General features: G+C 68.5%; 11 protein-coding genes. 5 read left to right on the top strand and 6 right to left on the bottom strand.

Translation table 11 applies throughout. The features are described 5' to 3' along the window. Positions 1-51 precede the first annotated feature (51 nt). Positions 52-939: an IS5 family transposase gene (locus tag ACFV4N_RS08265; RefSeq protein ID WP_499671790.1), complete on the top strand. Its 888-nt coding sequence runs from the start codon at positions 52-54 to the stop codon at positions 937-939. 175 nt (positions 940-1,114) lie between these two features. Here the strand turns inward: ACFV4N_RS08265 and ACFV4N_RS08260 are convergent, their stop codons facing one another. From ACFV4N_RS08260 to ACFV4N_RS08235, 6 genes are read right to left on the bottom strand one after another with little or no spacing between them, the layout of a single operon-like run. Next, positions 1,115-2,185 (bottom strand): 5'-methylthioadenosine/S-adenosylhomocysteine nucleosidase family protein, encoded by a 1,071-nt coding sequence (locus tag ACFV4N_RS08260; protein ID WP_499671789.1) that lies wholly within the window; start codon positions 2,183-2,185, stop codon positions 1,115-1,117. Then, entirely contained in the window at positions 2,182-2,745 is a 564-nt protein-coding gene (locus tag ACFV4N_RS08255; protein ID WP_499671788.1) for a hypothetical protein, read from the bottom strand. The genes ACFV4N_RS08260 and ACFV4N_RS08255 overlap by 4 nt, the downstream gene beginning before the upstream one ends. Next, positions 2,742-4,718 carry a dynamin family protein gene (locus tag ACFV4N_RS08250; RefSeq protein ID WP_499671787.1) on the bottom strand — a complete coding sequence of 659 codons (1,977 nt, stop codon included), beginning with the start codon at positions 4,716-4,718 and terminating at the stop codon, positions 2,742-2,744. Before ACFV4N_RS08250 ends, ACFV4N_RS08255 begins: the two co-directional genes overlap by 4 nt. 7 nt (positions 4,719-4,725) lie before the next feature. Beyond that, positions 4,726-5,232: a nucleotide exchange factor GrpE gene (grpE, locus tag ACFV4N_RS08245; protein WP_499671786.1), complete on the bottom strand. Its 507-nt coding sequence runs from the start codon at positions 5,230-5,232 to the stop codon at positions 4,726-4,728. Further along, entirely contained in the window at positions 5,232-6,533 is a 1,302-nt protein-coding gene (locus ACFV4N_RS08240) for a dynamin family protein (RefSeq protein WP_499671785.1), read from the bottom strand. The genes grpE and ACFV4N_RS08240 overlap by 1 nt, the downstream gene beginning before the upstream one ends. After that, positions 6,530-8,527 carry an Hsp70 family protein gene (locus ACFV4N_RS08235; protein ID WP_499671784.1) on the bottom strand — a complete coding sequence of 666 codons (1,998 nt, stop codon included), beginning with the start codon at positions 8,525-8,527 and terminating at the stop codon, positions 6,530-6,532. The genes ACFV4N_RS08240 and ACFV4N_RS08235 overlap by 4 nt, the downstream gene beginning before the upstream one ends. 177 nt (positions 8,528-8,704) lie before the next feature. Here ACFV4N_RS08235 and ACFV4N_RS08230 point away from each other — a divergent pair, with 177 nt between their 5' ends. The 4 genes from ACFV4N_RS08230 to ACFV4N_RS08215 all read left to right on the top strand — a co-directional run bounded on the left by ACFV4N_RS08230 (position 8,705) and on the right by ACFV4N_RS08215 (position 14,096). Further along, positions 8,705-9,403, top strand: coding sequence for an NUDIX hydrolase (locus ACFV4N_RS08230; RefSeq protein WP_499671783.1), 699 nt, complete (start codon positions 8,705-8,707; stop codon positions 9,401-9,403). 832 nt (positions 9,404-10,235) lie between these two features. After that, a complete protein-coding gene (locus ACFV4N_RS08225) occupies positions 10,236-10,538 on the top strand; it encodes a transposase (protein WP_499671782.1) in 303 nt (100 codons plus the stop codon). Continuing rightward, a complete protein-coding gene (locus ACFV4N_RS08220) occupies positions 10,535-11,431 on the top strand; it encodes an IS3 family transposase (protein ID WP_499671781.1) in 897 nt (298 codons plus the stop codon). Before ACFV4N_RS08225 ends, ACFV4N_RS08220 begins: the two co-directional genes overlap by 4 nt. A 232-nt stretch (positions 11,432-11,663) precedes the next feature. Continuing rightward, complete coding sequence (locus ACFV4N_RS08215) at positions 11,664-14,096, top strand: hypothetical protein (RefSeq protein WP_499671780.1); 2,433 nt, start codon at positions 11,664-11,666, stop codon at positions 14,094-14,096. The last annotated feature ends 33 nt before the right edge of the window (positions 14,097-14,129 follow it).

Here is a 14,129-nt window from a genome sequence, read left to right as displayed (position 1 = left end):
AACTCCTGGTAGATCGGACGTTGTCGAAGCGCCGCTCTGCCAGGAGTTCCGTTGTTATCGTGCCCGATCCCCGCGGGCGGTTCCACCGCGGGTTCCCCGTGCTGCCGCCTGACGACCTCCCACCAGCCCACTCGACGGACAAGGCGGTATCCCACCGACGTCACCGACGCTCAATGGGCCGAGCTGGACCCGTTGCTGCCGGATCCGGCGTGCCTGGCCGGCCGTGGCGGGCGGTGGGAGAAGCACTGCCGCCGGGTGATCGTGGACGCGATCCTGTACGTGGTCGACAACGGCATCAAGTGGCGGGCGCTGCCTGCCGACTTCCCACCCTGGCCCACGGTCTACAAGCGCTTCGCGCTGTGGGAGAAGGTCGGGGCCACCCAGCGGTTGCTCGACGGACTGCGTGACCGCGTCCGCCTGGCCGCCGGTCGGATGGCGGCGCCGTCGGCGGCGGTCATGGACTCGCAGTCGGTGCGCGCCGCGGAGACCGTTGGCCGCGCGACCCGTGGTTGGGACGGCGGGAAGAAGGTCACGGGCCGCAAGCGCCACATCGTCGTGAACACCATGGGCCTGCTCCTGGCGGTGTTGGTGACCCCGGCCTCGACGCAGGACCGGATCGCCGCCCGCAGTCTGTTGCGACGCCTGCGCGACACCGCTGGCGGGCGAGTCCGCCTCGTATGGGCCGACGGCGGCTACACCGGCACCCTGCTCCACTGGGCACGAAAGACACTTCGCCTGGTGGTGGAGATCGTCCAACGCCCCGACCTGCCGTACTTCGCCGTGCTGCCCAGAAGGTGGGTGGTAGAGGGGTCCCTGGCCTGGATCACCGGACATCGCCGCTGCGTCCGCGACTACGAACGCCTACCGCATCACCACGAGGCCATGGTCCGCTGGTCCATGATCCGCATCGCCAGCCGCCGACTCACCAGACCCCAGTAGCTCGGAAACGGGCACTTAGAACCGTCCGCTGCTGAGCGCGGAGAAGGCGCGCGGCAGCCTGACCTACGCAGAGATGAAAGCATTCAGGGCAAATACAGAGCGCTTTCGCATCAGTCTGACCAAGATTGCCATCTGTGGTCTTTCGCTGCTCCGGGACGCTCAGGGTGAGTACCCGTCATTCACCTCCTGGAAAGATGGCCTCGGTTGTGGCATCGCCGTTGTGCTCGGGGTTGTGGCCGTCGGAGGGCTCGGGAACCCCGTCAGGCACGGGCTCGGCGGTGATGTCGTGGTCCTTGTCGTGAGCCCCGACCGCGTAGCCGATCGGAACGGCCACTGCGGCGGCCGCGCCGACCGTCGCCCAACTCACCTTCCGTTTCGGCGCCGGTTCGTCGTTCACCTGCTTGCGCCATGGGAAGTCTGATCCGCCTACCAGCGTCGTCAACAGCTTCGTCGCGTTTCTCACCGCGTAGGCGCGCCAGGCGTTCGGAGCACCATCCAGGTCGACCGAGGCATCGGTGGACGTTTTGTCCGCCCCGGCGCGATCCGAGATACCACGGACCACGACAACGTCGACGCCGTCGTGCTGGTAGGCCGACAATGCCGCACCGCCCGCCTCCATCTCCAGTGCCGCCAGCTTGCGGTTGTGCGCCTTGAGCATCGAGATGAACGGGGCGCTCGCGCCGACCAGGTCGCCGGTGGCGATCGGCGCAACGTGGTAGAGCGGGCCTCGGGTCGGACGGGCAGGTGGGGAGATCCGACACTCCTGCAACGCGGTCTCGGACCAGTGGTTGATTTGTTGCCGTCCGGCTCTTGTGGTGGGGTAGTTCTGGAGGTGGCGGCGCAGCGTAGACGACGATTTCCACGTGGTGCCGGCCAGTTCGACACCCCACTTCGCGGGGTCGTCGGGGTCGTTCACGGCCTTGCCCGCGTGGAGGTAGTCGTGGATCTCGGAGGCGATCACGACGTCGCCCAGGGCCACGTTGTCGCTCAGCGCCGCTGCCGTGCCGACCACGGCCACCAGCGGGACCTTGAACGCCGAGATCATGTCGTGCGCCGCGATCGCCGCGTTCGCCTGTCCCATGTCGTGCACGATAGTCAGCACGCCGCTGACACCGGAGGCACCGACCAGGAACCTGTGGTAGATCCGGCCGCCCAGCGTGATCTCGCCGACGATGTCCAGCTCGTGCCGGGCGTACTCGAACTCCTCGGGTAGCGGGATGATCAATCCCAGGCGTTTGCTACTCATCGGCGCTTTCCCTTCGCGGTCAGGTTGGCCGAGCAGACGATGCGGATGGCGAGCACCACGGCGGAGGCCAGCTCAACCGCGGACGCGAAGACCAGAACCGGCGAGGGCGGGCCGGTCAGCCAGTACCCGACGACCGACAGCACGGCAGGGACGACGAACATGGCCAAGTCGACGCAGAGTTGCAACGACTTGCGCAGTAACCGGCCGGGCTGGTTGCGATGGACGGATTCCCAGCCGAATACCGCAGCCCCGCCGAGTACGCCAGTCAGCCGCGAGCCGAGGTGGTCGTGCAGGTAGTCGCCGATGGCGGAGATGTTCTCGTCATTGACGAGGTAGGTCCAACCCAGGATCAGGCATACCGGCGGCAGCAGGAGGAGCAGCTGGGCTTGGGCCGCCCCGAGACTTGCTGCGGTCGTCGCGGCAAGGGCAGCGAGGGTCGCGTACATCAACCGGTCTCGCGCGACGATCCGCGACTTCTGCTCGGCCTTTAACATCTCGTACTCGGACAGCAGGACCCCGCGCAGCGCGTCCTCCGCAGTGGCGGCTCGGTCGACGGTCACCGGCTCCACGCCTTCTCGACACGTGACAGCACGGCCTCACAGCGGTCGAGGGCGCAGCGGTCGCGATCGATGTCGTCCATCAGGTCCAGCAGCTCCGCTGGCGAGAGGTTCGCCACCCAGTCCAGATCCTCGCGGTCCCGGGCGATCGACTGCTGCTCTTCCGCCGTCAGGTCCTCGATGAGCGCGATCAGTGCATCGCGGTCGACGTTTGCCTGGTCGACCGCGTTCGGCAAGGCCGTCGTGAGGATGGCAGTCTCCACCTCGGCATATGCCTGCTGCGCGGCGGCGACGGTGTCCGCCCGCCTGCGGCGCCAGCGCGAGATGGCGGTGAACAGCACGGCGGCGAGGGCGATCGGGACCAGCACGGTCGAGCTGGTCAGGATCGCGCCCACCGTGACAACCACCGACCCGACGGCGCCCGACGCTTCGGGACCGGTGCTCCGCTGCTGGTCTTCCCGCTTCTTGATGTACTGGCGGGCGAAGACAGTAGCGCCGACCGTGGCCATGGGGGTGTAGTCCTCGGCATCCACGCGACTGGTCGGCGACGCGTACGCATCGGACAGGTCCATCGCGACGTCGGGCGCGGCCGGAAGGCGACGGCTGACATCTGCCGCGGTCCGGATCAGGTCGAGGTTCTTCGCCACCCGGTGGTTCGGGCGCGCGGCGATGATCCGGGTGACCGACTCGGTCAACCTCAGCCGAACCAGTGCCCGCATCTCGATGAGGAGGTTCTCCGGCTCGGTCACCATCTGCCGAACCTCGGCTTCCACCTGCTCGGCATTCATGGTGGGGAATTTGTCCCGGTAGCTCCGGCGCAGCAGTCGGATCCGTTCGTTGGCCAGCTCGGTGACCTCGACCTGCACCTCGGCGGTGGTGGTGTGCAGGTCCGACTTCCAGTTGTCGCCGTTGCGTTCGATCCACTCCAGCACGCGATCCTCGCGCTCCCGGATCGGCTTGGCAGTCTCGTCACCGGCGTTCAGTAGTTCCATGAGGTCGTCGAGCCGAGTTGTGACGGCCTCCGCCGTAGACCGGGTGAGCCGGAGCATGTCAGCGCGGTGGATCTCGACCGCTTTCTCGACGATCTCCTCGCGAATGGCTTCGCGAAGGTCGGCCAAGCCTGTGGGGTCCGCTGCCGACCGGGCTTCGCGGCCGTCTGCGCGGTCCGCCTCCAGCGCCAGCTTCGCCGAGACGGCGACACCCCGGACGTCGGCGAACCGCGCGGCCAGCTCGCCAGCCTGCGCGTCACCGTCGACCACCTCGGCCCACGTTTCGGGCAGCCGCAGCTTCGCCTGCACGGACTCTAACCGGGCGAGCGCGTCGCCGGTGTGGTCCCGGTGGGTCTGCACGATGATGTAGGAACCGACCCGGTGGACGGACTCCGCGAGGAATGCAATCTCGTGCGCGTTGAGCGGGCGGTCAGGCAGGAATGCGAACAGCACCGCGTCGACGTCGGTCAACGTGGCCAGAGTCTGTCTGCGGTGGGCCGGGTCGAGACCACCGACTCCCGGCGTGTCGACCAGGCTCACGCCGCTGGCGAGCAGCTCCGAGGGTACCGATACCTCGGCGCCGAGCACTCGCGCCGCACGGGAGTACTTCTGGCGCAACACTCTCTCGCCACGCGTGGTGAGGTGGTCGGAGATGTCCTGCGCACCGACGAACTGACGGACATCCGGCCGGACGCCGTCGAAGATGTGGACCGTGGCGACCACGTGCGGTCCATACTTGAGTTCAACCGGCACCGACGACAGCGGCTCGGCCGCAGTGGGCAGGACCTTGGCGTCCACCAACGCGTTGATCAACGTCGACTTGCCGACCGACACTTCGCCCACCACAGCCACCTTGGCCACGGGCGATCGCCATCGACCGGCCAGAGCTTCCAGGGGCTGTCGGCTCGTGGCACTGACCTTGCGGGCCTCGGCCATGGCCAGGATCTCTGCTACGGCGGCGTCTACAGCGTCTGCTTGCTCGTCCACTTGCACGTCAGTCCTCCGTGATGTCGTAGACCGCCACCAGCGCCGGGCGGATCAAGCCCGAGGTACGACCTTGGAATCCAGGTGTGAGAAGTTCCGCGACATGCTCGACATCGGCCTCGTGGTCGGTCGAGCGGGTCTGCGACCATTCGTGCAGCAGGGGGTCAAAAGGGTCGCCGGGCGCTGGGCGCACCGGGACGACCCCCGGAATCCGACAAGTGGCATCGAACAGCCGCCGCGCCAGCTCCCGGTTGGTGAGCCGGTCGGCCACCGCCAGGACGGCCCTGGCCGCCGACACGCCGTCGCCGTCGTCGAGCGCTGCATCAGTCAGAGGCGTGTCGGGCTCGGGTTCCGGCGTGGGTGGTGCGGTTGCCGGTTTGGGTAGCACCGGTGGGTCGGCGGCCATGTCTGCTTTGGAGTTCTTGTGCCGGTGTTCCGGCTCGGGATCGAGAGCTGCAGCCAGCCGGATCAGCCGTCGAGCGCTCCATCTCCGCACGTCGCCGAGCAGTTCGCGCATTATGCGCCTCGCTTTCGTTCGACCGGGCGGAAGCGGCGGGCGAGATCGATGACAAGCGCGGCCACCCGCCGGGTCTGCGAATCGCTGGCGGGATCGCCTCCGAGCTCCTCCCACGATGCGATCAGCGTCGACGCGTCATGGCAGGCGCCGTCAATCAGTAGGGCCACCGTGTCGGTGCGCTCGGCGTGGGAGAGGGCCGAGGCCATGTCGGTGTGGCGGAGCAGGCGCGCCGCTGCACGACGGTGCAGGGCCGTAAACTCGAGTGAGTCGGTGACCTGCGCCAACCGCAGGCGCACAAGGCTTCTTGCCTCTGGCCTGCGCGCAGCCAGCCGGTTAAGGCGATGCATTGTCGCGGTGGCGGTGAACAACTCGGTGTCCTCGGCCAGGTCGGCCAGGACTGCTTCCAGGTCCCGGATCCGGGAGAACCGCTCGAGCAGTTTGACCACGTCGGCGGGACTGATCAGCTCGGTTGCCTCCCGCACGAGATTGGGCAGCGAGGCGGGAGTCCCTACGCACTCCTCCAAAGCGGCAACGTGACCAGAAGGCAGTCCGGCTTCGTCACGGAGCACCTCCCAGCTCAGCCTGCTCGGTTCGAGCAGTTCGGGACGCCTCTTCAGGTGGGACAGCGCGGTGGCCACTCGGTGGTCGACCGCGCCGGTGCGTGCGGCCATCGCCATCCGCTGGTTCACGGCGGCGAACCGGATGGTGGTCGGCGCGTCAGCCCGCGCCCGCTGCTCGACCGCGGCGAGGTCGTCGTCAACAGTGTCGATTTTCGCGGTGACCAGCACGATGTTGCCGACCAGGTCCAACGGGCCGGCCGAGATCGCGCCGAGCCTGGTGAGCTGGTCGACCCACACCTCCGCCGAAGCGCCCGCGACGAGGTAGACGTAGGCCGAGGCGCCTCCGGCGAGGTCGGCGCCACCGAGCAGTCGCCCGGTCTCCAACGGGTTGTCCGACGTGGTGTTCAGGCCCGGGGTATCACCGAGGACGAGCCGATCGGCGAGAGGGAAGTCAACCGCGACCGAGTGGTGCGCGGGGTCGGCGAAGGTCGTCTCTGCCAGGTCGGGGTGGTGGTACCAGGTGACCGATGACGTCATCTCCTGGTAAGCCACTGCGGCGAGGTGGTGCCCGATCAGAGCGTTGAGCAACGTGGACTTGCCGGACGACACGTCGCCCACCAGAAGCACCCGCAGCGGTTGGCGGCACTGCGCCACCACGTCGCGCAGCACCGGATCACCGGATAATCGGTCTTCAGCAAGCAACTGCTCGCAGTGCCACGCGATCAACTGGGTGGTGGTCACGACGCCGCCACGTCGACGCGTAAGCGGTCCACCACATGCCCGCGGCGGGCGTACACGACGCCGGGGTCCGGGCTTGGGTACAGGACGTCGGGCGGGTCGACGGACCCGATGTCCCGCAACGCGAGCTGGTCGCCGTGCACGGCGTCAAGCGCGCGGTACACCCGGTCGCGGGCGTCGAAGACGACCAGCACCGGAACGGCCGTGCCATGCGGGTAGGTCAACGCGCCCGCGTTCGACAAATCCCTTTTCCACAAGCGCTCGAAGCCCGACGCGTCGACGCGGTAGCCGGAGATCCCGTCGTCCTCCGCGACGCAGACGAGGCCGTGCACGGGCTCGACGGCCAAGCGCGAGCCCTCCCCCACTGCCACCGCCGCCAGCGGCGCCAGGTCGGTGGTGCCGAGCGCCACCAGTGAGCCGGCCGAGCGCGCCAGCAGCAGCGACCCGTCGGTGAAGGCCAGCTCACGCACCGGGCCGGGAAGTTCAAGGCCGCGCCAGCTCCAGTCCCGCACGTCGATCAACGCCCCGCTCCGCGCACCGGTCTGGGCCCACGCGACCAGGTCTCCGCGGCAGGCCATCGCGGTGACCTCGCCGTCCGGCCGGGTCGGCGACGCGGCCAGCCGACCGAACACCACGCCCTTGGCGAATGCCCCATTCGAGGCCACTGTGGACAGTGTGAACGCGGGTGACGGACTGGCCCACAGCACTCGACCGGTGGACGGGTCGCCGACGACTCTGGTCACGGGTGTCAGTGGTCCGCCCGTCGAGCCCACGCCTTGCGTCCCGTTCGCCGCGTGCCGCCGGACCGTCCGCGTCGCCGACAGCTCCACCACTCCGCCCGGCACACCGATTACCAAGGCGTCCGACCGGGATAGCACGGCGGCCCGGGGCGTCATGGTGAACAGCCTCCGAGCGCGTGGGTGTTCGACCGGCCAGGGAAGAGGACGACGCGTGGCGCCCAGTGCTACCGCACTCCCGACGTCCTCATCGGCCAGGTCCGCGAACTCAGCGTTCCAGGTGTGCGCGATGCCAGCGACCTGCTCCCGGAACTGGGGCACCCTCGCGGCGCCGCCGGTGAGCACGACGCTGGTCAACTCGTTGATGCCCAAAGCCTTGAGCGCTTCGGTGGCTGTGGTCAGGCAGGATTGCACCAGCGGGCGGATCTCCGCGTCGAAGTCCTCGCGGTGCAGCGTGGTCTCGCGGTCGCCGACGGTGAACACCGCACTGTCGGCCTCAGTGAGGTCCCGCTTGACCCGCTCAGCTTCGTCGCCCACGACCTCGCGGTCGACCTTCCAGACGTGAGCCAACTCGTGTGCTGCCTCGCCGGTCGCCTCCTGCCTGGCGAGGCGCAATACGCAAGCGGAGAAGTCGTCGCCCCCGATCAGGCGCCCCTCAGTGGTCACGACCTCCGGGACGCCGTCGGCTCCAGCGCGCAGCACTGCGAAGTCGAACGTGGACGCACCCAGGTCGAACACCGCAACCGTGCCGTCGAGCGAAACCCGAGAGGCGGCGTGCCTGCCCGCGGCCTCCGCTTCGCTGATCAACCCGAGTGAGGTCAGTCCGACCGCCGCAGCGGCCTCGGTGAGCACGACCTTCTCCAGGTCACCCCACATCACGGGATGGCTGAGCACGACGTGTTTGGGCTCGCCGTGCTGATCTCGAACGGCGGCCAGCACGTGGTCCAGGACGGTGGCCACACCGCGGACCAGCGGCTGGGTGTCACCGGACGGGAAGACGATCTCGCGGTGCAGCGGCTCGGTCGCGGCGGTGAGGTTGATCAGCTGCTTGAGACCGGCGAAGTACAGGTTCCGATCGCGGGCGCTCTTGCGCGAGTTCCACGCGGCCAGGCCGGTGACCATCGAGCGATCCCTTCGCAGGGCCAGGGAAGTGGACCACTGGGTCTGGTTCTGCACGATCACGGCGGTGACCAGGTCGGTGGCACTGTCCCAGACCGCAGCTTTGGTCAGTGAAGCCCCGATGTCGACAGACGTGATCATGATCGCTCCCTCTCGGGCACGGTTTCGCTCACCGGCGGGCGGTGCGCCAGCGGATACGACCGGTGATCGCGGCAGGCGGGTCGGGCGTTTCAGGCAACAGCGCGCCCGACTTCTTGTCAGATCGACTTTATCAGTGCCCGACTTCATGTCAAGGTCACAATTAGATAGGTTGCGAAGGTGATCCGCTCGCAACGTGAACGCCTGCTCGTCCACCTGACGGTCGACCTGGTGGTCCTGACCATCCGCGCCCGTGCCCTGCACGTGTTGGTCGTGGAGCGCGGGACAAGCCCGTTCGAGGGGCGACTCGCCCTGCCGGGTGGCTTCCTGCGCGGGCGGGAGGTGCTGGACGAGGCCGCGGCGCGTGAATTGCGCGAGGAGACCGGCCTGGAGGGCCTGCACTTGGAGCAGGTCCGGGTCTACTCGGATCCTGACCGGGACCCGCGTGACCGCAGAGTGGTCACCTGTTCCTACCTGGCGATCGCACCCGACCTGCCGATACCAGACGCCGGCTCCGACGCCCGCGCCGCTCACTGGGAGCCGGTCGAAAACTTGCTCGCCAACCCCGACGCACTGGCCTTCGACCACGGCGAGATCCTCGCCGACGCCGTCGAACTGGCCAGGACCAAGCTCCAGTACACGACGATTGCCACCAGCTTCTGCGAACCCGAGTTCACGATCAGTGACCTGCGCGAGGTCTACGAGGCGATATGGGGTCTGAGACTCGATGCGCCGAACTTCCACCGCAAGGTGCGTGAGGCCGACGGCTTCCTCGTGGCGACGGGAGGTAAGCGCGCATCGCCGCTCGGCCGTCCCGCCGCTCTCTACCGCGCTGGCGACGCCACGCAGCTAGCGCCGCCGATGATCCGGCCGCGCTGATCATGCGGTGGCGCTCCCCCCGGTCTACGGGTCCAACCCTCTGCAGGGTTTGGTCTGTCAGGGGGCCGCATGGTCGACGCGGTCAACCGGCTCATAGCCTGGGAGCGGCGTCATCCGGCAGGCATGCCCATATCTGCCCATACAGCGGTTCACCATCACGACCAGGGCCTTCGAAAGCCTCTGGGCACGCGTCAGCGCACCGCATCGCCGAGTGGAAGGGTCGGAGAAGGCCACCCATTACGCCACACCCGTACGGCAGCCTCCCGAACGTCTAGCGATGCCACATGCGCACGTGCACCCACCGGCTGGCAGGGACGCGAAAAGGTGAGCCCAATGGCGGAGGGCCGCCGCCACACGCCGTGGTGTCCGCCACGCGTCGAGGAACACGGCCACCTCGACGGTCGGGGCGAGTAGGTCGCTCGCCCGTTCCAATTCGCCCTACCCGGCCACCGCTGTTACCACCGCCGGTTGGGCCCATGTTCCCTGCTCCGACCGGTGATCGACAGGGCGAATTCCGGGCACTCTCGTAGCGTCCGCCACTCGGCCATGAGTTCGATCAAGGCAGCGAGCACCTGGTCGGTGATCAAGCGGACCGTCGCCGGGGAACGCTCGCCGAACCCGTTTGGCCACCAGTGCCTCAGCCGACGGGCCAACGGACGTGCAAAGGGGACCTACTGCGCGCAGCGCGGAACTCACCCGTGTCGTTTCCGACGCCGCTCGACGGGCTTGGGTGCTGGGGCAGATAGCCAAAGCGTGTGGGCCTGCCCCGTTCTGATGGACATCTGAGATCAGGGGACGTGTGTCCCCGGAGGGATGTCCCATCATGGAGTCCATGGGCAAGAGGAAGCGGCGGCCTCGGCGGTCGTTCACCCCGGAGTTCAAGGCCGAGATCGTCGAGTTGTGTCGGTGGGGTGACCGGTCGGTGGGTCAGGTCGCGAAGGATTTTGACCTGACCGAGACCGCGGTGCGGCAGTGGGTGGTGCAGGCCGAGCGGGACGCCGGGACCCGGACCGACGGGTTGACCAGCGACGAGCGTGAGGAGCTGGTCCGGCTGCGGCGGGAGAACCGCCGTCTGACCGAGGACGTGGAGATCCTCCGGCGTGCCACGGCTTTCTTCGCGAAGGAGATCCGGTGAACGTGTATCCGTTCATCGAGGCGGAGCGAGCGGGCGGCGGCAACGTCCACCGGGCGTGCACGCTGCTGAAGGTCTCCCGGTCCGCCTACTACGCCCACCGCGCCGCCGCCCCCACCGAGCGCGCACAACAGGACGCGGACCTGGCCACGCGGGTCGTCGCGATTCACGACGAGTCCAAGGGCACCTACGGCGCGCCCCGGGTGCATGCCGAGTTGCGGGCCCGGGGCCATCGGCATTCCCGCAAGCGCGTCGCCCGGCTGTTGCGCGAGAGCGGACGCTCGGGACGCGCGCCGAAGCGGTGGCGCACCAGCACCGTCCCCGCCCCCGCCCCCGCCGCGATCGTCCCGAAGGATTTGATCCGCCGCGACTTCTCCTGCGCCGCAACGGATGTCGACACCCGGTGGTGCGGGGGCATCACCTACATCCACACCTGGGAGGGCTGGCTCTACCTGGCCACCGTCATCGACATCGCCTCACGACGCGTGGTCGGCTGGGCCACTGCGGATCACCTGCGCACCGACCTCGTCGCCCAGGCCCTCGACAACGCCGTGCGACACCGGCGCCCCGAGCCCGGAGTGATCTTCCACGCCGACAGGGGCTGTCAATACACCTCCGTACAGCTCGCCACCCTTGCCGACGACCTGGGCGTCCGGTTGTCGGTCGGCCGCAAGGGCCAGTGCTGGGACAACGCCGTCGCCGAATCGTTCTTCGCCACCATCAAAACCGAACTGCTCGACCGACAGCCCTGGCCCACCAGGACCAGGGCCCACAAGGCGATCTTCGAATACATCGAGGGCTGGTACAACACCCGCCGCTTGCACTCCAGCCTCGGGTACCTCAGCCCCGCCACCTACGAAGCAACCCGACACCACCCGGCGAGCCAGGTAGCCTGACCACACTCATCGACCCTGTCCGTCAAAACGGGTCAATTCCACGCGTGACCCTGACCCGTCGAGACGGTTAAATCCGTAATAATGCGGCCGAGTGCATCGACAACGGGATACATTTGACGGATGATCATGTTCTATGTTGCGCAAGGTGGTTCTTGTGGGAAGGTCGGTGACAGATCGTCGCCGTAAATCCCGAAGTCGACAGAATGAGTGCCATTGGTGCTAACTTCGCCAAATGGTGGAAGTGGACCGCACGGCTCTTGCCCGCCGAGGCGTGGAGCTGGCGCGTGAGCACCAGCGAACCGGTGACCTGGTCCCGCTTCGTGAGGCGGTCGACCTGTTGCGTCGTGCGGTCGACGTCACGGATCCGCCGCCGGGCATGTGGTCCAACCTGTGCGCGGCGCTCTTCTCGCTGCACATCCGTACTGGCGATGTCGAGGCGCTCGTCGATGCGGTGCACGCCGGACGCCGTGCGGTCGAGGGGGCACCGGACGAGCCCCGGTACCTGTCCAACTTGGCCGCGATGCTGAAACTCCTCTTCCAGGTCACCACTGACTGCCCGGCGTTGGTGGAGGCCGTCGAGGCGGCTCGGCGTGCGGTGGCGGCGTCGGAGCCGGATGACGCCGCGCTGGCGGGGCGACTGGCCAACTCGTCCGCCTCGTTGCGAACGCTCTACGAGCAAACCGGTGATGTCGAGGCGCTGCGGGAAGCCGTCGCCGCGGGTCGGACCGCCACCACCCTCGACGTCGTCGTCGAGTCCGCCGTGGTGTGGGCGAACCTCGCGAACGCGTTATGGGACCTGTCCGAGCGCACCCAGGACGACAGGATCGCCTCGGAAGCCCTCGATGCGTTCCGCGCCGCCTGTGAGGCGGTCCCCGAGCACGACGGCAATCGACCGGCCATGCTGGCCAACCTCGCCTACCGGTGGAGTGCCGTGGCCGTGCGCAACAGCGACTACGACGGGTTGTCGTCGGCGGTCGACCTGGCTCGGCGGTCCGTGGCCGCCACCGACGAACGCGATCCGGATCGGGCGCACAACGAGGGCCTGCTGGCTTCGGTGCTGCGCGGCCGGTTCAACCTCACCGGTGATGTCCGGGCACTGGCGGAGGCGGCCGACGTGGCGTGTTCCGCGGTAGACAGGACCGGCGACAACAGCGCCGACCTGGCACTCAGGCTCGCCGAAGCGGGGACGACCTTGCGGGCGCTGTACGAACGCACCGGCGAGGCGGCCCTGCTGGACCGGGCTGTCGAGGCGACCGAACGGTCGGTCGAGGTCATCCCCGTCGGGCACGTCTGGCGGGCGAACATCCTCGCCGGGGCCGTCACCACGCTCATCCTGTTGTTCGAGCGCACGAGAGACGACGAGGTGCTGCGGCGAGCGGTCTCGTTGGGTCGACTGGCAGCGGCTGAACACTCCGCTCCGCAGCCGGACGACACGCGGTTGATCATTCCGCTGGTCGCGCTGGCGGTGCACACCGGCGACCACGGCCTGCTCGACGAGGCGGTGGAGTTGGGGAGGCGCGCGGCTGCTCCGGCGGAGGGCCGGAGGGTCGCGAAGGACACTCTCGCCAACACCGCCTACGCGCTGGTCAACCGGTACGCGCACTCACACGACGCGGACGACCTGCGTGCCGCCATCGCCTTTTGCGTGCTCGCGGCTGGCTCGGTCGAGAAGTCGGCGGACGCCCCCCATGAACCCGCTGTCCTGATCACCCTGGGCGGTGCCCTGCTGGAACTGGGCGGGCACATATCGGAGCGCCGCGCGCTCGACGACGCGCGCACGACGTTCACCCATGTGGTGCGCTCGACCGTGGCGACCGCCACCGAACGCCTCCGGGCGTGGCGTGGTTTGGGGCGCGTCGAACTCGCCGCGGGCGACCCCACCGCTGCCGTCGCGGCGTACGAGGAGGCCGTCGTCCTGCTGCCCTCGCTCGCACCCCGCAGGCTCACTCGCGGTGATCGGGAATTCGGGTTGGGCAGGGCAGCGGGGCTGGCCTCGGACGCTGCTGCGGCGGCCGTGGCGGCGGGACGACCGGACCGCGCTGTCGAACTGCTGGAACAGGCCAGGGTTCTGCTCCAGGCGGAGACCATGGACGCACGCGGCGACCTGCGCGTGCTGGAAGGACTGGAACCGGAGTTGCACCGGGAGTTCCACCGGCTCCGCAACGCCCTCGACGCCGCCGAACACCCGGTAGCCGACGCGATGCTCGTCGCGTCCCCGCAGCAACGCGCGCGGTTGAAAGCGCGGTTGACCGCGGTGCTCACCGAGATCCGGAGCCGACCGCGGCTGCGTGGCTTCTTGCTGCCCGGCTCCGCTGCGGAGCTGGCCGCGCATGCCGACGAGGGAGCGATCGCGATCGTTTACGTGGGCCGGTCGCGGGCGGACGCCTTGGTGCTGCGCAAGGGGCGGCCGGTGGAAGTGGTCCCGCTGCAGTCGGTCACGCACGCCTCCGCGGCGGCGCAGGTCGACCGGTTCGGCTCGGCGCAGGAAGCGGCTACGACCGCGACAACGTACTCCGGTCGTGTCGCCGCGCACGCCACCATGCACGAGGTGCTGGAGTGGTCGTGGGACGAGGTGGTCGAGCCGGTGCTCGACCACCTGGGTCTGGGCGGTGAGTCGGAGGAGGCATGGCCACGGTTGTGGTGGTGCCCGGGGGGTGTGTTTTAAAACAAGCCGCTGGACGCCCCCCGGCACCCCCAC

The organism is Actinosynnema sp. NPDC059797, from assembly GCF_042732085.1.
Classification (GTDB): Bacteria; Actinomycetota; Actinomycetes; order Mycobacteriales; family Pseudonocardiaceae; genus Actinosynnema.
This window is presented reverse-complemented; position numbering and strand designations above follow the sequence as displayed.

What these genes read in the sequence shown, in the direction of transcription:
- ACFV4N_RS08260 (WP_499671789.1), bottom strand. Translation starts at nt 2,185, where the DNA reads ATGAGTAGCAAACGCCTGGGATTGATCATCCCGCTACCCGAGGAGTTC.
- grpE (WP_499671786.1), bottom strand. Translation starts at nt 5,232, where the DNA reads ATGCGCGAACTGCTCGGCGACGTGCGGAGATGGAGCGCTCGACGGCTG.
- ACFV4N_RS08235 (WP_499671784.1), bottom strand. Translation starts at nt 8,527, where the DNA reads ATGATCACGTCTGTCGACATCGGGGCTTCACTGACCAAAGCTGCGGTC.
- ACFV4N_RS08225 (WP_499671782.1), top strand. Translation starts at nt 10,236, where the DNA reads ATGGGCAAGAGGAAGCGGCGGCCTCGGCGGTCGTTCACCCCGGAGTTC.
- ACFV4N_RS08215 (WP_499671780.1), top strand. Translation starts at nt 11,664, where the DNA reads ATGGTGGAAGTGGACCGCACGGCTCTTGCCCGCCGAGGCGTGGAGCTG.